Source organism: Dactylosporangium sp. CA-052675 (assembly GCF_050947935.1).
In the GTDB taxonomy this organism is placed as follows: Bacteria; Actinomycetota; Actinomycetes; order Mycobacteriales; family Micromonosporaceae; genus Dactylosporangium.
This window is the reverse complement of sequence record NZ_CP192010.1, coordinates 5342072-5361857: the sequence shown is the minus strand read 5'-3', so window position 1 is coordinate 5361857 and position 19786 is coordinate 5342072. Positions and strand designations below refer to the sequence as shown.

16 protein-coding genes and 1 pseudogene are annotated in these 19786 nt (G+C 72.6%); 10 read left to right on the top strand and 7 right to left on the bottom strand.

Annotated features, from left to right (window positions below):
• Positions 1-262: 262 nt before the first annotated feature.
• On the top strand, positions 263-697 hold the full coding sequence (locus ACQP1P_RS24645) for an SPW repeat protein (RefSeq protein ID WP_433072954.1): 435 nt from the start codon (positions 263-265) through the stop codon (positions 695-697).
• A 184-nt stretch (positions 698-881) separates the two neighbouring features.
• Here the strand turns inward: ACQP1P_RS24645 and ACQP1P_RS24640 are convergent, their stop codons facing one another.
• Positions 882-1397 carry a DinB family protein gene (locus ACQP1P_RS24640; protein ID WP_433072952.1) on the bottom strand — a complete coding sequence of 172 codons (516 nt, stop codon included), beginning with the start codon at positions 1395-1397 and terminating at the stop codon, positions 882-884.
• Between the two features lie 61 nt (positions 1398-1458).
• Here ACQP1P_RS24640 and pgm point away from each other — a divergent pair, with 61 nt between their 5' ends.
• Entirely contained in the window at positions 1459-3090 is a 1632-nt protein-coding gene (pgm, locus tag ACQP1P_RS24635; RefSeq protein WP_433072950.1) for a phosphoglucomutase (alpha-D-glucose-1,6-bisphosphate-dependent), read from the top strand.
• A gap of 164 nt (positions 3091-3254) precedes the next feature.
• Here the strand turns inward: pgm and ACQP1P_RS24630 are convergent, their stop codons facing one another.
• Both ACQP1P_RS24630 and ACQP1P_RS24625 read right to left on the bottom strand, forming a co-directional pair.
• Positions 3255-3914 carry an adenylate kinase gene (locus tag ACQP1P_RS24630; RefSeq protein WP_433072948.1) on the bottom strand — a complete coding sequence of 220 codons (660 nt, stop codon included), beginning with the start codon at positions 3912-3914 and terminating at the stop codon, positions 3255-3257.
• Between the two features lie 477 nt (positions 3915-4391).
• Entirely contained in the window at positions 4392-4766 is a 375-nt protein-coding gene (locus tag ACQP1P_RS24625) for an FKBP-type peptidyl-prolyl cis-trans isomerase (protein WP_350618010.1), read from the bottom strand.
• 65 nt (positions 4767-4831) lie between these two features.
• On the opposite strand from ACQP1P_RS24625, the gene ACQP1P_RS24620 reads away from it, so the two are divergent.
• The 6 genes and pseudogenes from ACQP1P_RS24620 (at position 4832) to ACQP1P_RS24595 (ending at position 11832) form a co-directional block, all read left to right on the top strand.
• Positions 4832-5386 carry a hypothetical protein gene (locus tag ACQP1P_RS24620; RefSeq protein ID WP_433072946.1) on the top strand — a complete coding sequence of 185 codons (555 nt, stop codon included), beginning with the start codon at positions 4832-4834 and terminating at the stop codon, positions 5384-5386.
• Positions 5387-6121: 735 nt separating this feature from the next.
• Positions 6122-6853 (top strand): annotated as a pseudogene (locus ACQP1P_RS24615) (MFS transporter); the annotation flags it as partial.
• Positions 6854-7200: 347 nt separating this feature from the next.
• Entirely contained in the window at positions 7201-8187 is a 987-nt protein-coding gene (locus tag ACQP1P_RS24610; protein WP_433072944.1) for an MFS transporter, read from the top strand.
• A 45-nt stretch (positions 8188-8232) separates the two neighbouring features.
• Positions 8233-9642 (top strand): sigma 54-interacting transcriptional regulator, encoded by a 1410-nt coding sequence (locus ACQP1P_RS24605; RefSeq protein ID WP_433072942.1) that lies wholly within the window; start codon positions 8233-8235, stop codon positions 9640-9642.
• A 2-nt stretch (positions 9643-9644) separates the two neighbouring features.
• Positions 9645-11597 carry a vWA domain-containing protein gene (locus ACQP1P_RS24600; RefSeq protein WP_433072940.1) on the top strand — a complete coding sequence of 651 codons (1953 nt, stop codon included), beginning with the start codon at positions 9645-9647 and terminating at the stop codon, positions 11595-11597.
• A 79-nt stretch (positions 11598-11676) separates the two neighbouring features.
• Positions 11677-11832: a DUF6131 family protein gene (locus ACQP1P_RS24595; RefSeq protein WP_223092164.1), complete on the top strand. Its 156-nt coding sequence runs from the start codon at positions 11677-11679 to the stop codon at positions 11830-11832.
• Positions 11833-11880: 48 nt separating this feature from the next.
• On the opposite strand, the gene ACQP1P_RS24590 is transcribed toward ACQP1P_RS24595, so the two are convergent.
• Positions 11881-13698 (bottom strand): tetratricopeptide repeat protein, encoded by a 1818-nt coding sequence (locus ACQP1P_RS24590; protein WP_433072938.1) that lies wholly within the window; start codon positions 13696-13698, stop codon positions 11881-11883.
• 301 nt (positions 13699-13999) lie between these two features.
• On the opposite strand from ACQP1P_RS24590, the gene ACQP1P_RS24585 reads away from it, so the two are divergent.
• Positions 14000-15103: a hypothetical protein gene (locus ACQP1P_RS24585; protein WP_433072936.1), complete on the top strand. Its 1104-nt coding sequence runs from the start codon at positions 14000-14002 to the stop codon at positions 15101-15103.
• Between the two features lie 6 nt (positions 15104-15109).
• Here ACQP1P_RS24585 and ACQP1P_RS24580 read toward each other — a convergent pair whose 3' ends face one another.
• The 3 genes from ACQP1P_RS24580 to ACQP1P_RS24570 are packed head-to-tail and all read right to left on the bottom strand — an operon-like array spanning position 15110 to position 17648.
• A complete protein-coding gene (locus tag ACQP1P_RS24580) occupies positions 15110-15619 on the bottom strand; it encodes an NUDIX hydrolase (RefSeq protein WP_433072934.1) in 510 nt (169 codons plus the stop codon).
• Positions 15620-15630: 11 nt separating this feature from the next.
• Positions 15631-16014, bottom strand: coding sequence for a pyridoxamine 5'-phosphate oxidase family protein (locus tag ACQP1P_RS24575; RefSeq protein WP_433072932.1), 384 nt, complete (start codon positions 16012-16014; stop codon positions 15631-15633).
• Positions 16011-17648, bottom strand: coding sequence for an ABC-F family ATP-binding cassette domain-containing protein (locus ACQP1P_RS24570; RefSeq protein WP_433072930.1), 1638 nt, complete (start codon positions 17646-17648; stop codon positions 16011-16013). The genes ACQP1P_RS24575 and ACQP1P_RS24570 overlap by 4 nt, the downstream gene beginning before the upstream one ends.
• Before the next feature lie 167 nt (positions 17649-17815).
• Here ACQP1P_RS24570 and ACQP1P_RS24565 point away from each other — a divergent pair, with 167 nt between their 5' ends.
• Positions 17816-19726 carry an MDR family MFS transporter gene (locus ACQP1P_RS24565; protein WP_433072928.1) on the top strand — a complete coding sequence of 637 codons (1911 nt, stop codon included), beginning with the start codon at positions 17816-17818 and terminating at the stop codon, positions 19724-19726.
• Positions 19727-19786: the final 60 nt, after the last annotated feature.

The window sequence follows — 19786 nt, the reverse complement described above, 5'->3', positions numbered from 1 at the left end:
GATTCTGGCATGGGAGCGCTCCCGGGACAAGCGGCGCTACGGTCACCGCACCCATCGATCCCCATGGAGGTGATGCCGAACCCCCACTCGCGGCTCCCACGCGAAACCAGCCGGACGCGGCGGAGCAGGGCGTCTGCAGCGCCGCCCCGCCGCGTCCGGTCCAGGCTCGCGCGAAGCGCGGGCTGATAGTTCGGCCGCCCGGCGGTGTTAGTTCCACAGGTTTCGGGTTAGTCCTCCCTCATCCGACCGGAAGGGGGTCGTCATGGTCCGACCCATCGCAGACCTCGAAGGGCATCCGGACATCGCCGAGTTGCGCGCCCACTACGACCAGGTGTCGGAGACACCCGCCGCGCGCGTGACCGACGGTGCCCTGGTGCTCGCGGGGCTCTACCTCGCGGTGTCGCCGTGGGTGGTGGGGTTCTCGCCCTTCGAGGCCAACCTGTCCGTCAACAACTTCATCTGCGGGCTGGCGATCGCCGTCCTCGCGTTCAGTTTCGCCGTGGCCTACGGCCGCTCGCACGGCCTGGCGTGGGTGCCGGTGGCGCTCGGCGTGTGGACCATCATCGCGCCCTGGGTCATCCAGCGCGGCTACGCCACGGGTGGCGCGATCGCGAGCAACGTCGTGACCGGCGTGATCACGGTCTGCCTCGGGCTGGCGGCGATGCGGCCGGGGATGGTGACCCGCCGGAAAGGATGACGGACGGTCCGGCCGGGCCCGCCCACCGCGGGCCCGGCCGGCGTCGGGCCCTGCCCGCGCAGGGCCGTGCCCGGGTCTCGCACGGCTCTGCCCGGGCGGTGCCCGGGCTGGCTCTGCCGGGCGGTGCTCGGTCTGGCTCTGCCCGGGCCGTGCCGGGTCCAGCTCAGGCGGTGCCCGGTGCCGCTCAGCCGGTCTCGCCGTCGATGCGCTGGCGCAGCAGGTCCGCGTGGCCGTTGTGGCGCGCGTACTCCTGGATGAGGTGCAGGTACACGGCCCGCAGCGACATCGGCCCGCGCAGGTCGTCCTCGAACGCGTCGTCCAGCCGGTTGCCGGCCACGGACGCCCGCGAGGAGCGCCACTCGTCGATCAGCCGGGTGTAGTCCCGCTCGGCGTGGGCCGGATCGACCTCGTCGAACGCGGCGTCCTTCGCGCCGGGGCGGCGATAGGTGTACTGGACCGGGCGCCCGTGGAAGCGGGCGTGGAACCATTCCCGCTCGACGTCGGTGAGGTGGCGCACGAGGCCCAGCAGCGACATCGTCGAGGGCGGCACGGCCGGCTCGGCGAGCTCGGCGCCGGTCAGGCCCGTGCACTTGCCGACGAGCACGGCGCGCTGCCAGTCGAGCCACCCCTCGAGGAGGGTTCGCTCGTCGGCGACGAGTGAACCGCCGAAGGGCGGCGGCTCGGGCGCGATCCAGGTCATGCCGCGATCTTAAGGCGGGTCCGCCGTGTGCGGGCGGGCGGCTCGTGGCAACGTATGGCCTATGTCCGTCCATCCCCGTGCAGGGCAGCCGGCGCAGCCCTCCGACCTCGTCGACGTGCCGCGGCTCATCACCAGCTACTACGCCGTCCACCCCGATCCGGCCGACCCCGCCCAGCAGGTCGCGTTCGGCACCTCCGGTCACCGCGGTTCGAGCCTGCGCGGCTCGTTCAACGAGGACCACATCGTCGCCACCAGCCAGGCGATCTGCGACTATCGGGCTTCCCAGGGGTACGGCGGCCCGCTCTTCCTGGGCCGCGACACCCACGCGCTGTCCGAACCCGCGACCGTCAGCGCGCTCGAGGTGTTCGCCGCCAACGGGGTGACGGTGCTGATCGACAGCCGGGACGGGTTCACGCCCACGCCCGCGGTGTCGCACGCGATCCTCACGAACCGCCACCGGGGCGCCGACGGCGTCGTGGTCACCCCGTCGCACAACCCGCCCGAGGACGGCGGCTTCAAGTACAACCCGCCCAACGGAGGGCCGGCCGACACCGACGTCACGAAGTGGATCCAGGACCGCGCGAACGAGCTGCTGCGCGGCGGCCTGGCCGGGGTCGAGCGCGTGACGTACGCGCGGGCGCTGGCGGCGCAGACGACGCAGCGGTACGACTTCCTCGCCTCCTACGCCGATGACCTCGGCTCCGTCATCGACATCGAGGCGATCGCCGCGTCCGGGGTGCGCATCGGCGCCGATCCGCTCGGCGGGGCGAGCGTCGCCTACTGGGCGTACATCGGGGAGCGCTACAAGCTCGACCTGACCGTGGTCAACCCCGTGGTCGACCCGGCGTTCGGGTTCATGACGCTCGACTGGGACGGCAAGATCCGGATGGACTGCTCGTCACCGAACGCGATGGCCTCGCTCATCGGGCGGCGCGGCGAGTATCAGGTCGCCACCGGCAACGACGCGGATGCGGACCGTCACGGGATCGTCACGCCGGACGCGGGGCTCATGAACCCCAACCACTTCCTCGCGGTCGCGATCGACTATCTGTACCGCAACCGCTCGGGCTGGCCGTCGAGCGCGGCGATCGGCAAGACCCTGGTGTCGTCCTCGATGATCGACCGGGTGGCCGCGGATCTCGGGCGGACCCTGCTCGAGGTGCCCGTCGGCTTCAAGTGGTTCGTGCCCGGGCTGCTGGACGGCTCGGTCGCGTTCGGCGGCGAGGAGAGCGCGGGGGCGTCGTTCCTGCGGCGCGACGGGTCGGTGTGGACCACCGACAAGGACGGCATCCTGCTGTGCCTGCTCGCCTCGGAGATCCTGGCGCGCACGTCGCGCACGCCGTCGGAGCACTACCGGGACCTGGTGGCGCGGCACGGGGAGCCGGCGTACGCGCGGCTCGACGTCGCGTCCTCGCGCGAGGAGAAGGCGGTGCTCGGGAAGCTGTCGCCGTCGCAGGTCACGGCCACGTCGCTGGCCGGCGAGCCGATCACCGCGAAACTGACGGCGGCCCCCGGGAACGGGGCCGCCATCGGTGGTCTGAAGGTCGTCACGGAGTCCGGGTGGTTCGCTGCCCGCCCGTCCGGCACCGAGGACGTCTACAAGGTGTACGCGGAGTCCTTCAAGGGTCCCGAGCATCTCGCCGAGATCCAGTCCGAGGCGCAGGGCGTGGTGTCCGCGGCGCTGGCCTCGTAGGGCGCCTGGGGCCGGGCCACCGCTTTGCCGGCGGTGGCCCGGCTTCTTGTGCGCGACCCCGTTGATGTGCGTGAGGTTTCGCGCCTCCGGCGGTCAGGCCACGGCCTTGCCGGCGGTGGCCTGGGTCTTGTGTGCGATGCCGTTGAGGTTCGCGGCTCCGGCGGTCAGGCCACGGCTTTGTCGGCGGTGGCCTGGGTCTTGTGTGCGATGCCGCTCGTGTGCCTGTTGGGGCGCTTCAGGGCGCGCTGGAGCTGCACGATGATCGACCAGGTCACCTCGGAGACCGGGCGGGCGCCGTTGACCTGGATGAGCAGCTCGCGGGAGGAGTAGTACTCCAGCAGCGGGCGGGTCTTCTCCTCGTAGACCTTGATCCGGTGCCGGATCACGTCCTCGGTGTCGTCGGCGCCGCGGGCCCGCTCGAGCAGCCGGCGGATGAGCTCCTCCTCGGGCACCTCGAGGTGCACGGCGATCTGGACGCCGACGCCGAGGGAGCCGGCGGTGCGGTACGCGGCCTCGGCCTGCTCGACCGTGCGCGGGAACCCGTCGAGCACGTAGCCGCCGGTCTCGCTCGCGGCCAGCACCGGCTTGCGCAGCATGTCCATGATGACGGCGTCCGGGACCAATTCGCCCTTGTTGACGATGTCCTCGACGGTCTTGCCGATGGTCGTGCCGTCCGCGATGTGTTTGCGCAGCAGATCACCGCTGGCGATATGCGTGATCCCGAACTGCTTCGCGATCGCGCTGGCCTGGGTGCCTTTTCCGGCGCCCGGTGCTCCCACCATGAGGATCCGCTTCGACCGCGGTGCCGCCGACTGCATCGTCATCTGCACACCCCTTCGTATGCCCCGCTCATCGGCCCGCCGCCGATGGTCTAGCTTCGCATCTCGATCTGCGGTGTGTGCTGTGGGACGGCTGTGAATTTCCGCATGCCCGGCTGTGGGAAATTTGTCCCGCCAGCCGGGAATGCGGTCGCTGCTGTACGCGTTGACTGCCTGGTGTTCTCGCGGCTCGCGTGGTGTGGGCCGATCCACGGGCTTTCGCCCATGGGTGTCGATCGGCCGGGATTGGCCGGGTTCGGCGGGCCGCTCCGCTCCGCGCTTCCGGTGGTTGTCCGCGCTTCCGGTGGTTGTCCGCCCGGCCGGTGGCGTTGGGTTCGCGCTGCTCCCGCGCCGGTGGTCGGCGACTTCCTCGCGCCGGCTCAGTCGCTGCTGAGCTCAGCCGGGCTCAGTTGCTGCTGAGCTGGGCCGGGCCCACGCGCTGCTGAGCGGGGCCCGGCTCACTTGGTGCCGAGCAGCGCCTGACTACCTGGTGCCGAGCAGGTCCACGACGAACACCAGCGTCTCGCCGGGCTTGATCACGCCGGCCGCGCCGCGGTCGCCGTAGCCCAGGTGCGGCGGGATGACGAGCTTGCGACGTCCGCCGACGCGCATGCCGGCCACGCCACGGTCCCAGCCGGTGATGACCTGACCGCGACCGAGGCCGAACTCGAAGGCGCCCCCACGGTTCCAGGAGGCGTCGAACTCCTTGCCGGTCGACAGCGACACGCCGACATAATGGACACTCACCTGCTGACCGGCCACGGCCTCCGGCCCATCACCCACAGTGATGTCCTCGATGACCAGATCGGCGGGCGGCGGACCATCCGGCAGCGTCACTTCAGGCTTGCTCAGGGTCATGCGCTTGACTCCTTCGTTACGAAACGTCGGCTCCATCCTGCCCTATCCCGTCGTACCGTCGGCGTGTGCATCCCGTGCGGGTGGCTTTCCGGCTGGTGACGGCGTGCGCCGCGCTGGAACTCGGCCAGGCCGCGGCGGCCGGGTACCTGCTGCTGCGGTACGGCGGCCTGGTGGACGCTCTGGGCCCGTGGACGCGCATCGAGGCCATGGTGATCGAGGCCGTCTACGTGCACCTGACCGGCGCGACGATCCTGGCCACGGGCCTGGGGACGCTGCTGTCGGGCACGGCGATGGCGGTGCCGAGGCGGACTCCGTACACGCGCACGCTCGTACGCTGGGCATTGCTGCTCGTGACCGTCTCACTGCTGCTCGGAGTCGTCTACAGTCCCGACGCGGTGCTGCTGCCGGACAATCAGCAGCAGTTGGATCATCTGCAGCCGCTGCTCCCCATGTGGTACTCGGCGCAGCAGAGCATCACGGTGACGGCGGTGATCGCGTGTGCGGTCGGGGCGGTGGTTCGTTTGGGCAGCGAGGCGGCGGGCGAGTACTACCGGCGTCACGACCCGACCGCCACCTGGCACGGCTTCACGTCGTGGCTGGACGTGCGCTTCCAGGATTGACGATGATGGCGGGCGGGGTTGCTTGCCGGGCTGGGCGCGCATGGTGCTCTCTCTGCTCGTCGGGCACTTCGACTACGCAGAGCGACGGCCGCCGAATTAGCGGATTACCAATAACCGGTAATTCAATAATCGATAATCCGCTCACGCTCACGCTCACGCTGACGGTCAGCGAGGCGCGGTGCGGGCGTGGTCGTCGCGTGGACGCCGGCCGCACGCCACCCGCACGCGGTCGGCGGTGCGCGGGTGCGGGCGCAGCGCACGCATGGTGACGGGCTATCCGCACGTAATGCGAGGCGCATGCGGGCGCGTAGTTGTCGCGGGCGGGGCGTGGGGGCGAGCGAGGCGCAGGGCGTGAGTAGTCGTCGTCGCGGGCGAGGCACAGCAGGCGTGGTCGCGGTGAGCCGCTGTGGCATTGTCGATTGCGTGGCTGCCGGGCGCGGTCCTGGCGGTGTGGACGGAGGCCGTTGCGCTCGCCGTGCCCTGTGCCTCTGCAGGGTGGTGGGCGCTCTACTGCCGGCGCGGTGGTGCTTGGTGGCATGGTGGCGCTTGCGGGGAACCGCGGCGGTGTCTCGGCGCCTCAAGCGGGCGCCTGGTGGCATGGCGACACTCGCGGGATCGTGCGGTGCTTCGGCCACTCATGCCGGCGCAGCCCGGTAATGCTGGCAATGCCGGCCACGGTTGCCGGAAATTTCCGCGGCCATGTCGAATCCCGCGGCGCGCCTCCGACCGGTTGGCATGATGAAGCGCTCGCCCTGGCTGGGCCTCGCCGTGCTGGCCCTGCCCGCCCTCCTGGTCTCGATCGACGTGTTCGTCCTGCTCCTCGCGATGCCGCGCATCGGCGCCGACCTGCATGCGAGTAGCACCGAGCAGCTGTGGATCCTCGACGTGTACGGGTTCCTCCTGTCCGGGTTCATGATCACCATGGGGACGCTCGGCGATCGGATCGGGCGGCGGCGGCTGCTCCTGCTCGGCGCGGCGGCGTTCGGGGCGGCGTCGATCGTGGCCGCGTACAGCAGCGGGCCGCTCATGCTCATCGCGGCCCGAGCCGCCCTCGGCATCGCCGGCGCGACCCTGGCACCTTCCGCGTTGGCGCTGATCAGCGGGCTCTTCCCGGACCCTCGGCGCCGCGGCCTGGCCATCGGGGTGTGGATGGTCTGCTTCATGAGCGGCGCGATCATCGGGCCGGTCGTCGGTGGATTGTTGTTGCAGCATTTCTGGTGGGGTTCGGCGTTCCTGCTCGGGGTACCGCCGATGCTGCTCCTGCTGATCCTCGGGCCGCTGCTGCTGCCCGAGCAGCGTCACCCGGGTGCGGGTCGATTCGATCTGCCGAGCGTCGGGCTCTCGCTGGCGGCGATCCTGCCGTTCGTCTACGGCGTCAAGGAGCTCGCGCGCGGTGGGTTGCAACCGCTCCCGGTGGTGGCCCTGCTCGCCGGGATCGCCCTGGCCGTCGTGTTCGTCCGGCGGCAGATCGCCCTCGGCGCCGCCGCATGGCCGGCTCGAGCGCCGCCGCATGGCCTACCAGCGCCGCCGGCGGCCGGTCCCGCGCCGCCGCCCCGAGCGCCGTTGTCGTCGGCGATGACGACAACGGTGCTCGTGTGGAACGTCCAGGTACGGGCGGCGCGCGCAGGGAGGCGGTTCGCGGGGACGCCGCCGGTGCGCAGGAAGCCCGCCCGGACCGGGTCGATGCGGACGGGGATCGCGCTTCGAGGGGCGTTCCCGGGGCCCGAGGCGCAGCGGTTCCCAGCGCCCGGAGGGAGCCGTTGCTCGATCTGCGACTGTTCCGCGACCGAGCGTTCGCCACCGCGCTCGGCGGCATGTTCATCGGTACCATGCTCACCGGCGCCATGATGGTCTTCATCACCCAGCACCTGCAGATCGTTGACGGACTGTCACCGCGCAGTGCCGGTCTGTGGATCCTCCCCGCCGCGATCGCCACCGCCGCCAGTTTCCAGGTCTCGCCGCTGCTCGCCCGGCGGGTGCGGCAGGGCCGGCTCATCGCGGGCGGGCTGCTGCTGTCGGCGGTGGGTGTCGCGCTCGTGGTGTTCATCCCCGCCGATGCCGGGCCGCTGCCGATCATCGGCGCGTTCATGGTCACCAATCTCGGGATGGGGCCGATGGTCACGCTGGCCACCGGGATCGTGCTCGGGTCGGCGCCGCCGGAGCGGGCGGGCTCGGCGGGGGCGTTGAACGAGGTGAGCGGGGAGTTCGGGTACGCGCTGGGGATCGCGCTGCTCGGAAGCCTCGGGACCGCGGTGTACCGGGCGCTCGTCGACGTGCCCGCGGGCGTGCCGGGCGGTGTCGCGGCCGGGGTTCGGGACAACGTGACCGCGGCGTCGGCCGCGGCCGGAAGTCTGCCCGGTGAGCTGGGGGAACGGGTGCTGGTCGCGGCGCGGGACGCCTCCACCTCCGGGCTGCACGTGGTGGCCGGGGTCTGCGCGGTGGTGCTGGTCGGGCTGGCCGCGGTGTCGCTGCGGATGCTGCGCCACCTGCCGCCGCTGACGTCGGCGCCGTCCGCGGATCCCGCCGGGGACCCAAAGGCGCCGTCCGCGGATCCCGCCGGGGACCCAAAGGCGCCGTCCGCGGATCCCGCCGGCGACCCAAAGGCGCCGTTCGCGGATCCCGTCAGCGACCCAAAGGCGCCGTCCGCGGAACCGATCGACGGGGACTTGATCACCGCCCAGCCCCGCCGCACGCAGAGCAGCCAAGGGGCGGCGGCCGTCCCCGGTGGGACGACCGAGGACAAGGCCGTGCGCCACCGTGCGAAGCAGGACGCCGCATTGCGCGAGGCAGAACGCAGATAGCCGGACGCCGCAAAAACCCGGTACGGCGCGCTAGGGTTCGGTGATGTGACAGTGACGCCAGACCAGCCCCTGGACCTTCCCCGCACGGCAGGCGAGCTCCGGGCGAGCGGCCACCGCTTCCGCACCGTGAAGGAGGAGCTCCGCGAGAACCTCCTCGAGCGGCTGCGCTCCGGCGAGCCGCGCTTCCCCGGCATCGTCGGCTACGACGACACCGTCCTGCCCGAGCTCGAGCGCGCCATCCTGGCCGGCCACGACGTCGTGCTGCTCGGCGAGCGCGGCCAGGGCAAGACCCGGGTCATCCGCGGCCTGATCTCCCTGCTCGACGAGTGGACGCCCATCATCGCGGGTTCGGAGCTCAACGAGCATCCCTTCGAGCCTTTGACGCCCGCCTCGCGCCGGCTCGCCGCGGAGGCCGGCGACGCGCTGCCGGTGGACTGGGTGCACCGTTCGCTGCGGTACGGCGAGAAGCTCGCGACCCCCGACACGAGCGTCGGCGACCTGATCGGCGACGTCGACCCGATCCGGGTCGCGCAGGGCCGCACCCTCGGCGACCCCGAGACCATCCACTTCGGACTCGTCCCGCGCACCAACCGCGGCATCTTCGCCGTCAACGAGCTGCCGGACCTCGCCGAGCGCATCCAGGTGTCGCTGCTCAACGTGCTCGAGGAGCGCGACATCCAGGTGCGCGGCTACCAGCTGCGGCTGCCGCTGGACATCATGCTCGTGGCGAGCGCGAACCCCGAGGACTACACCAACCGCGGCCGCATCATCACGCCGCTCAAGGACCGGTTCGGGGCCGAGATCCGCACGCACTACCCGCTGGACCTCGACCTGGAGATGGATCTGGTACGCCAGGAGGCCCAGCTCGTCGCCCAGGTCCCCGACCACGTCATCGAGGTCCTGGCCCGCTTCACCCGGGCCGTGCGCGAGTCCCCGTCGGTCGACGCCCGCTCCGGCGTCTCGGCCCGCTTCGCCATCGCCGCCGCCGAGACCGTCTCCGCGTCGGCGCTGCGCCGTGCCGGGCTGCTGCGCGAGGACGCGCCCGTCGCCCGCATCGGCGACACCGAGTCGGTGACGTCGACCCTGCGCGGCAAGGTCGAGTTCGACAGCGGCGAGGAGGGCCGGGAGATCGAGATCCTCGCGCACCTGCTGCGTACGGCGACCGCGGAAACCTTCCGGGCCCGGCTCGCGGGCCTCGACCTGTCCGGCTTCACCGACCTCGTCGCCGAGGGCGCGGTCATCGAGACCGGCGACCTCGCCGGCGCCGACGACATCCTGCGGCAGGTCGGCACCGTGCCGGGGCTGGCCAAGGTGCTCGACCGGCTCGGGCTCGGCGACGCGCCCAGCCGCGGCGAGGCCGCCGCCGGCGTCGAGTTCACGCTGGAGGGGCTGCACCTGACCCGCCGGCTGTCGAAGGACCTCACCGACGACGGCCGCACCGTCTACGGAGGCTGATCTTGCGCCACAACAGGTTCCGCTACGGGGCGTGGCGCGGCGGGCCGGACCCGCTCGCCCCGCCCTACGACGTGCGGGCCGCCGTCGACCAGGTCGGCCAGGAGGTGCTGGAGGGCGGCAGCCTGCGCGACGCCCTGCGTAACCTGCTGCGCCGCGGCCCCCAGGGTGGGCGGGGCCTCGACGACCTGCTCGCCCGGGCCCGCCGGATGCGCCGCGAGGCCATGCGCCGCGGCCAGCTCGACGGGGCCGTGACCCGGGCCCAGCAGCTGCTCGACCAGGCCCTCGCGGAGGAGCGCGACGCCCTGGCACGGCTCGACACCGACGACGCCCGGTTCGCCGAGGCGCAGCTCGACGCGCTGCCGCGCTCCACGGCCAGAGCGGTGTCCGAGCTGAGCGAGTACACCTGGACGTCCCCCGAGGCCCGGCAGCTCTACGACCGGATCCTCGACCAGCTCCGCCAGGAGGTCGTCGAGCAGCGCTTCCAGGGCATGCAGCAGGCGCTGCGCGACCCGGAGGCGCAGGCGGCGATGCGTGAGATGCTCCAGGACCTCAACGCGCTGCTGGCCAAGCACGCCCGCGGCGAGAACACCGACGACGCGTTCGCCGAGTTCATGAACCGCCACGGCGACTTCTTCCCGGAGAAGCCGGCCACCGTCGACGAGCTGATCGACGCTCTGGCCCGGCGGGCGGCGGCGGGGGAGCGGCTGATGCGCTCGCTGAGCCCGCAGCAGCGCGCCGAGCTGCAGGATCTCATGTCCCAGTCGCTCGGCGACATGGCCGGGCAGTTCGCCGAGCTCACCGACAACCTGCGGGCGCTGCGGCCCAACCTCAACTGGGGCCGCGGCGAGCGTGTCCGCGGCGAGAACGACCTCGGCTACGGCGACGCCGCCGGGGCCCTCGAGGAGATCGGCGACCTCGACGACCTGCTCGACCAGCTCGGTCAGGAGCACCCCGGCGCGACGCTGGACGACGTGGACGTCGAGGCGGTCGAGCGCCAGCTCGGCCGGGCCGCCGCCGACGACGTGCGGCGGCTGCGGGAGCTGGAGCAGCAGCTGCGCCGGCAGGGCTGGGTGACCCGGGGCGCCGACGGGCTGACCCTGAGCCCGAAGGCGCTGCGGCGGCTGGGCGGCACCGCGCTGCGGACCGTCTTCGGGCAGCTGCACGCCGGGCGCCAGGGCCAGCACGACCTGCGCGACGCCGGCGCCGCCGGAGAGCTCACCGGGGCCTCCCGGCGGTGGCGGTACGGCGACGAGCAGGCCCTGGACGTCGTGCGCACGATCGGCAACGCCGTGCGCCGGCAGGCCTCGGGCGGCGCCGCGACCCTGCCGATCGGCCTGGACGTCGAGGACTTCGAGATCGCCGAGACCGAGCGGCGCGTGTCGGCCGCCGTGGCGCTCTGCGTCGACCTGTCGTTCTCGATGATGGCCGACGGCCGGTGGGGCCCGATGAAGCAGGCCGCCCTGGCCCTGTCACACCTGGTGGCGACCCGGTTCCCGCAGGACGCGCTGCAGATCATCGGCTTCGGGCGGTACGCCTCGACGCTCTCCCAGGAGCAGCTGGCCGCCGTCGAGCCGGACATGGTGCAGGGCACCAACCTGCAGCACGCGCTCAAGCTCGCCGCGCGGCACCTGCGCCGCCACCCGGCCTCGGACCCGGTCGTGCTCGTCGTGACCGACGGCGAGCCGACCGCGCACCTGCTCGAGGACGGCAGCTCGCACTTCATGTGGCCCTCCACCCGCGACACGGTCCGCGCGACCGTGCACGAGGTCGACCTCCTCACGCGGTACGGGGCGGTGCTGAACTTCTTCATGCTCGGCGAGGACCCGGGCCTGCGCCGCTTCGTCGACGCCGTGGCCCGGCGCAACGGCGGGCGGGTCTTCACGCCCGACGCCGACGACCTCGGGCGGTATGTCGTTTCCGACTACATTCGCGCCCGCCGGGGGCGCCGCGGGTGATTCGTGTTTGGCGACCGGGGTCGTGGGGGTACCCACATCAACGTAGATCGGTACCCCACTCCTCCCGGGAGCTGACAAAATGATCGTCCTAGGTCTCATCCTGTTCCTCGTCGGCCTGTTCCTGCACGTCGGCATCATCGAGACGATCGGGATCGTGCTGCTCATCGTCGGCGCGGTGCTGTGGATTCTCGGCGCGGTGGGCCGTCCGATCGCCGGCCGCCGACACTATTGGTAACGGGTGTTCGTGACGAAGAGGGCCGGCGTTGCGCCGGCCCTCTTCGTGTCACCGGCGGCCGAACCAGCGCCGCTTCTTCACCGGCGGTGGCGGTGGTGCGTCGTCGCTGAGCAGGTCGCGGGCCAGGGCCGACAGCTCGGGCACCATGTCGGGCGTGGCCAGCACGAGCGCGGCGAGTGACTCGCGGATCGTCACGACCCGCGTGCGGGACTGCTGCATCGCGGCGAGAAAGCGGCGGCCGACCGTGTCGCGAACCTCCGGGCGGCAGGCCGGATCCAGCCACGCGGCCACGACGAGCGCGAAGAGCGCCGACTCGGTGGTCCAGTCCTCGACGCCGTAGGCGATCGCGGTCAGCAGCTCCCGCGACCGGGCGGTGTCGCCGGGCTCGGCGCCGGCCCGCAGCTCCTCGCAGTGCAGCAGGCCGAGGCAGCAGTACGCCTGCGCCGCCCGCTCCCACACCCCGTCCGGCAGCTGGTGGTCGGTCGCGGCCGGCGGGTGCACGAGCAGCGCGACGAGCTCGGCGGCGGGCAGCTGGCCCAGCGGCAGCGCGTGGTCGTAGGCGGCCACCGGGTTGGGCCAGAACGGCCACACGACGCCCTGCAGCAGCTCGAGCGAGCGGGGTTGCGGCGGCGGTACGGCAGGTGCGGCGACCAGCCCCGTGTACTCCCACAGCACCCGCCCCCCGGGCCGCTGCGGCGCCACCATGTCCGGCGGCGGCTGCCCCTCGATCGTGAGCCGCAGGCCGGGCAGCTCCCGGTGCACGACCCGCAGCGCGCTGGGCACCTCTAGGGCCGAGAGGGTCGCGGTGCCGGCCATCGCCCGGTCGTCCCGCGGGATCTGGTGCAGCAGGTTGATGACGGACTCGGCGGGACCGTCGACCATCCCCAGCCAGGACCGGCCGCGGCAGGCGCCGTCGAGGTCGCTGTGCTCGTGGCTGGTGACGGGGTGCTCGCGCATGAAGTCGACCAGGCCCACGAGGTGGCGCACGTCGGCGTCGCGCTGGAAGCGCAGCCGGGCCGCGGTGTGCACCGCGCAGTCGTAGTCCGGTGCGCGCCGGATCGCGGCGTCGAGCAGCGCCAGGGCCTCGTCGAGGCGACCGGCCTCGGCGAGCCAGTTCGCCATGTCGGCGCACAGGTCGACCTCGTCCGGCTGGGCCTGCCACGCCTGGCGCATCACCTGCAGGGCCGCCTCGAGGCGCCCGTCGGCCTTGAGCGCGTAGGCGTACCACACCGCGGTGAGCTTGTCGGGCCGGATCCGGTGCCCGTGGGCTCCCCACCGCACCGCCTCGGCCAGCGCGCCCGGCACCAGCGCGGTGAACCGGCGGGCCAGCCCGGCCGCGGCGCCGTGCAGCAGCGCGCTGCCCGGGTGCGCGGCGCAGGCGCGGCGGGCCAGGTCCAGGTACACCTCGTTGGCCCGGGCCACCTCCGGCCGGGCCGGGTCGCCGAGGCCGGGCATCACCGCGACGAAGAGCCGGGCGAGGTCCTCGGGGTCGAGCCGGCGCGGCTCCAGGGCCCGCACCCAGCTCACGTCGGCCCACGGCTGCGCGGGTTCGAACCGGGTGGCCTGGGCGAGCATCCGCAGCCCGCCCATCGGGTCGTGCCGGCCCTGCAGGTGCGCACGGGCGACGACGGCGCCGATGAACGCGGGCTGCTCGACCGGGAACAGCGCGATCGCGCCCTCGTCGCCGGCCCGGGCGGCGATGGCGGCGAGCAGCTCGTGGACCTCGGGCAGCCCGGGGGCCCAGGCGATCGCCCCGGCGACGTGACCGGCCGCGTGCCCGAGGTCGCCGTCGGCGAGCGCGATACGGGCCAGGGACAGCTCGCCGTGGGCCTGCGCGGTGGGGTCGTCGCGCTGCTCGTCGCTCACGCCTGGAGCGTATTGCGTTCCGCCCGGTTTCGGTTACCCGCCCGGTCCGCCCGATTGCGCCCGTTCACGGTCGCGTCAGGGCCGCGACCAGGGCAGGCCGCCCCGCGGCGGCGTCGCGGGGCGGCCCGGCGACGGCCCGTCGGCGAGGGTGCGCCAAAGGGCCGTGACACGCCCGGCCGCACGCCCGCGGCCGGGCTCTTCGCGGTGGTGGCGCGCCTCGCCCGGGGCAGTGCGCCGCCGCCCCGGCCCGCCGCGTGAGCAACCCCAGCGACCGGCCCCGATGCGCGGTATCTTGCCCGGCATGAGCGATGTCACCGCGCCGCCCCCGGTCCGGCCGTTACGGGAACTGCTGCCGCACCTCGTCTGGGAGGCCGTCCTGCTGCTGGTCGCGATCGGTGTGGCCGTCACGCTGTACAGCGGCAAGGGCGAGCGCCTCTTCACCAGCGGCGGCATCTGGCTGCCGATCGCCTCCCTCGGCTTCGCCACCACCGGCCTGGCGTTGTCGCTGCGCACCGGCACCCCGAACCTCGCCGTGGGCCCGCTGGCGTCGCTGGCCGCGTTCCTCTATGCCGACCAGGGCATGGGCGTCGCGATCCTCGCCGTGGCCGGCCTCGGCCTCCTGCTCGCGCTGGTCGCCGGGCTCACCGGCGTGCCTGCGTGGGCCGTCACGCTGATCGGTGGCCTGGCCGTGTCCGCGACCGTGATCGGCGGCACCGGCGGCAAGGTCACGCCCCTGCACGACGCACCCGGCGGCCCCCGCTGGACCTGGGGCATCGCCTTCATCCTGCTGTCCGTCGCCGGCGGCGTCGTCTTCGCCATCCCCGCCGTGCGCCGGTACCTCTCCGCGAACCGCCCCGCCGGCGGCGAGACGGGCGCGTTCAGCGTGGCGAGGCTCGTGGGCGCGCTGGCCGGCGTGTTCGGCTCCAGCGTCCTCGCGGCCGTCGCCGGCGTCGTGCTGACCATCCAGCAGGTCTCGGCCGGCCCGATCGACCCCGGCTTCACGCTCGCCGGCCTCGTCTGCGCCCTGCTGGCCGGCGTGAGCCCGTTCGGCCGCCGCGCCGGCGTCCTGGGCGTGGTCCTCGCCGTCGTCATCTTCGTGTGCACGCGCTACCTGCTGACCCTGGCGAACCTCGACGTCTGGATCACGATGCTGGTCGAGGCGCTCATCGGCCTGGCCGGGGTGCTCGTGGTGTGGCTGCTGGAGCTCATCGGCCGCCGTACGTCCCCGTACGTCGCCGCGACCGCACCTCGCCCGGCGCCGATGTTCACGCCCGGCCCGCCGCCGCCCTACGCACCCGCGCCGTTCGCGCCGCTCAGCCCCGCGCCGCCCCCGCCCCCGGTCGCTCCTCCGATGTCGGCGCCGCCGGCCGCGCCGCCCGGACCGAGCCGGCCGCCGGCGCAGTAGGGGGTTTCACACCGCGTTGCGGGGCGCGATCGCGGGATGCGACGAGCCCGGGGCGAGGAACCAGGCCCCGGGCTCGTCCCGCAGCGTCTGCTCGATCCGCAGCCGTGCGAACGCCTCCATCGGCGGCAGCGCGTCCGGCCGGAACCACCGCATGTCCAGCGACTCGTCGTCGTTGACCCGGGCCTCCCCGGACACGTGCCGGCAGCGGAACCACACGTTGAGGTAGTCGCACCGGTCCCCGTTGGGATAGGTCACCGGGTGCATCGCCACCCCCGCGATCCGCTCGACCGCGACCTCGATCCCGGCCTCCTCGCGCACCTCGCGCACGATCGCGTCGGCCGGCTGCTCGCCGGGGTCGACCATCCCGGCCAGCAGCGACCACCGCCCGGTGTCGCTGCGCCGCCCGAGCAGCAGCTCCCCGGCATCGTTGACCACCACGGCCGACACGCCGGGCAGGAGCACGAGGTCGTGCCCGACGTGCTTGCGCAGGCCCCGCAGATACGCAGACATCCCCATGAGCGGGGACCCTAGCGGAGCCGGTCCGGGCGGTAGGTGCCCAGGACCCGCGTGACCGTGACGACGATCACGACGCGCTCGGGGTTCTCGCGCGGCTGCTTGTACCGGCGCGCGTAGCGCTGCTCGGCGTCGAGGACGTCCTGCGGGCTGCGGCTGATCACCGCCTCGCCCTCCAGCGTGCTCCAGCGGCGCCCGTCGACCTGGCAGATCGAGATGCGGGCGTTGTGCTCGACGTTGCGGACCTTCTGCGACCGGCCGGACGTGATGATGCGCGCGATGCCCGTCTCCGGGTCGTACGTCGCCCCGACCGGCACGGTGTGCAGCGTGCCGTCCCGGCGGACCGTCGTGACGGTGCACAGATGGCGTTCGGTCCAGAAGGTGGCCAGCTCGCTCACGACGCCGTCACCTTGCCGTCCTCGACGCGGATGTGCCGGTTCGTGTGCACCGCCTCCAGCATCTGCCGGTCGTGCGTCACCAGCAGCAGCGTGCCCGGGTAGTTGTCCAGCGCCGACTCCAGCTGCTCGATCGCGGGCAGGTCCAGGTGGTTGGACGGCTCGTCGAGGACCAGCAGGTTCACGCCGCGCCCCTGCAGCAGCGCGAGCGCGGCCCGGGTCCGCTCGCCGGGGGAGAGGCTGCCGGCCGGGCGCAGCACGTGGTCGGCCCGCAGGCCGAACTTGGCCAGCAGGGTCCGCACATCCGCGGGATGCTGCTGCGGTACGGCCTGACGAAACGCGTCCAGCAGGGAGTCCTCGCCCTCGAACATCCGCCGCGCCTGATCCACCTCGCCGACGACGACGCCGGGGCCGAGGTGCGCCCGGCCCTCCGCCAGCGGGATCCGGCCCAGCAGCGCGCCGAGCAGCGTGGTCTTCCCGGAGCCGTTGGCGCCGGTGATCGCGACCCGGTCCGCCCAGTCGATCTGCAGGTCGACGGGGCCGAGGGTGAAGGCTCCTCGCCGTACGACAGCATGGGAAAGCGTCGCGACCACCGCTCCGGCCCGCGGCGCCGCGGCGATCTCCATCCGCAGCTGCCACTCCTTGCGGGGCTCCTCGACGACCTCCAGGCGCTCGATGAGCTTCTCGGTCTGCCGCGCCTTGGCCGCCTGCTTCTCCGTCGACTCGATCCGCTTCGACTTGCCGATCTTGTCGTTGTCGGGCTGCTTGCGGCGGGCGTTCTTGACGCCCTTCTCCATCCAGGCGCGCTGCATGCGGGCCCGCGCCTCGAGGTCGGAGCGGTGCTCGGCGTAGTCCTCGTACTTCTCCCGCGCGTGCCGCCGCGCGATCTCGCGCTCCTCGAGGTAGGCCGCGTACCCGCCGCCGTAGAAGCGCACCTGCTGCTGGTGCAGGTCGAGCTCGAGGATCGCGGTGGCGGTGCGGGTCAGGAACTCCCGGTCGTGGCTGACGACCATGACGCTCTTGTTCTTCTGCGACTGCATGAACGTCTCGAGGCGCTGCAGCCCGTCCAGGTCCAGGTCGTTGGTCGGCTCGTCGCACAGCAGGACGTCATAGCGCGACAGCAGCAGGCTGGCGAGGTTCGCCCGGGCCGCCTGGCCGCCGGACAGCGCCGTCATCTCCAGGTCGAGGTCCACGTCGAGCCCGAGGTCGGCGGCGATCGCCCCGGCCCGCTCGTCCAGGTCCGCCCCGCCCAGCGCCAGCCATCGTTCCAGGGCGATGCTGTACTCCTCGGCCGCCCGCTCGTCGCCGCCGAGCGCCTCGGCCGCGGCGTCCATGCGGGCCTGCGCCTCGGCGACGCCGGTGCGGCGGGCCAGGAACGCGCGCAGCGACTCACCCGGGTGGCGATCGGGCTCCTGCGGGAGGTAGCCGATGGTGGCCGTCGGCGGGTTGAGCTGGACGCTGCCGTGCTCCAGGGGCAGTAGCCCGGCGACCGTGCGCAGCAGCGTCGACTTCCCGGCCCCGTTGACGCCGACCAGGCCGATCACGTCGCCGGGGGCGACGACCAGGTCCAGGCCGCTGAACAGCGCCTTGTCGCCGTGCCCGGCCGCGAGTTCCTTGACCACCAGCGTTGCTGCCACGCGCGTCCGTCCTCCGTTGTCGTGCCACCCGGTGTATGGGTCTTCCCGGCGTATCAGTGTCCCTTGCGCATTCGGGGAGGTCGCCGCGCCCCTTCAGCAATCGAGGAGTAGCGTGAATTCTGAAACGCGATCGGATCGAAACGGCTTGCTCTAACAGGAGAGACGCCTTGAGCACAACAGCACCAGCGGCCGCGGGGGAAGACACCGGCCTGACCCATCGCCAGATCGTCACGATTCTGGTCGGTCTCATGATGGCGATGTTCCTGGCCGCGCTGGACCAGACCATCGTGTCGACCGCCATGCGGACGATCGCCGACGACCTGGGCGGCTTCTCGCTGCAGGCGTGGGCCACGACGGCGTTCCTCATCACCTCGACGATCTCCACGCCGCTGTACGGGAAGCTGTCCGACATCTACGGCCGCAAGCCGTTCATTCTCTTCTCCATCGGTATCTTCATCGTCGGCTCGGTGCTGTGCGGCATCGCGACGTCGATCTACGAACTGGCCGCATTCCGGGCCGTGCAGGGTATCGGCGCCGGCGGTCTGTTCTCGCTCGCCTTCGCCATCATCGGCGACGTGGTGCCGCCCCGCGAGCGGGCGAAGTACCAGGGCTATTTCCTCGCCGTCTTCGGCACCTCCAGCGTCCTGGGCCCCGTGCTCGGCGGCTTCTTCGCCGGCGCCGACAACATCATCGGCGTCACCGGCTGGCGCTGGATCTTCTACATCAACGTGCCCATCGCCCTGGCCGCGTTCATCGTCGTCATGCGCGTGCTGCACATCCCGCACCGCCGCCAGGACCACCGCATCGACTGGCCCGGCGCCGTGGCGCTGATCATCGGCCTGGTGCCGCTGCTGACCGTCGCCGAGCAGGGCCGGGAGTGGGGCTGGGGCTCCGGCCGCTCGCTGCTGTGCTACGGCGTGGGCCTCGTCGGCCTGGTGCTGTTCATCGTCGCGGAGGCCTTCTACAAGGACGAGGCGCTGCTGCCGCTGCGGCTGTTCCGGGGCCGCACGTTCTCGGTCGCCTCGACCGCGAGCTTCATCCTCGGCATGGCGATGTTCGGCGGCCTGCTCACGCTGCCGCTGTACCTGCAGATCGTGAAGGGCGCCACCCCGACCGAGGCCGGCCTGATGCTGCTGCCGCTCGTGCTCGGCATCATGACCGGCTCGATCGTCTCCGGCCAGACCATCGCCCGCACCGGCCGCTACCGCATCTTCCCGATCGTCGGCTCGGTGCTCATGCTCGCCGCGCTGGCGCTGTTCTCGCGCATCGGCGCGGACACGCCGCTGTGGCGCACGATGCTCATCATGGCCCTGATGGGCCTCGGCCTCGGCGGCAACATGCAGCCGGTCATCACCGCCGTGCAGAACGCGGCCAACCCGCGCGAGATCGGCGTCGCCACGTCGACGGTGACGTTCTTCCGCTCCATGGGCGGCACCCTGGGCGCCGCGGTCTTCCTGTCGGTGCTCTTCAGCCTCCTGCCGGACAAGATCAAGGGCGCCTTCACCGACGCCCAGTCGACCCCGGCCTTCCAGGCGGCGGTCCGCGCCCACCCGCAGCAGCTGCAGGAGATCCAGAAGACCGCGACGTCGGGCTCGGCGAGCAGCTTCAACGACACGTCGTTCCTGGAGAAGCTCGACGCCGCCCTGTCGCACCCGTTCAAGGTCGGCTTCTCGAACTCGATGAGCGTCGTGTTCATGGTGGCCGCGGGCATCATGGTCGCCGGTCTGATCGTCATCCTGTTCCTGCCGGAGATCCCGCTGCGCAACATGTCGGCCGCCCAGCAGCGCGCCGCGGAGGACGCCGCCGCGTTCTCTTCCGACTCGCCCTCCTCCGGGTCCTTCACCCCGGCCGGCGCGGTCTCGTCCGCCGGGTCACCCAACGGCGGCTCCGGGTCACCCACCGGCGGCATGGCGCCGGCGGTCCTGGGCGCGGATTCGCCGAACGGCGGGGGTGCTCATGAGTCCGCGGCCGTCGCGGCCCCGGCCGACCACACGCCGACGCACGCCTTGGAGAGCGGCGCCCACGAGGCGGAGGGCGAGGCGGCCCCGTCGGACGCTCCACCGCGTCACGCACGCTGAGCAAACGCTCCGACTGCGCGGCGGCCTCCTAGCCGGGAGCCCGCCGCGCAGTGTTCCAGG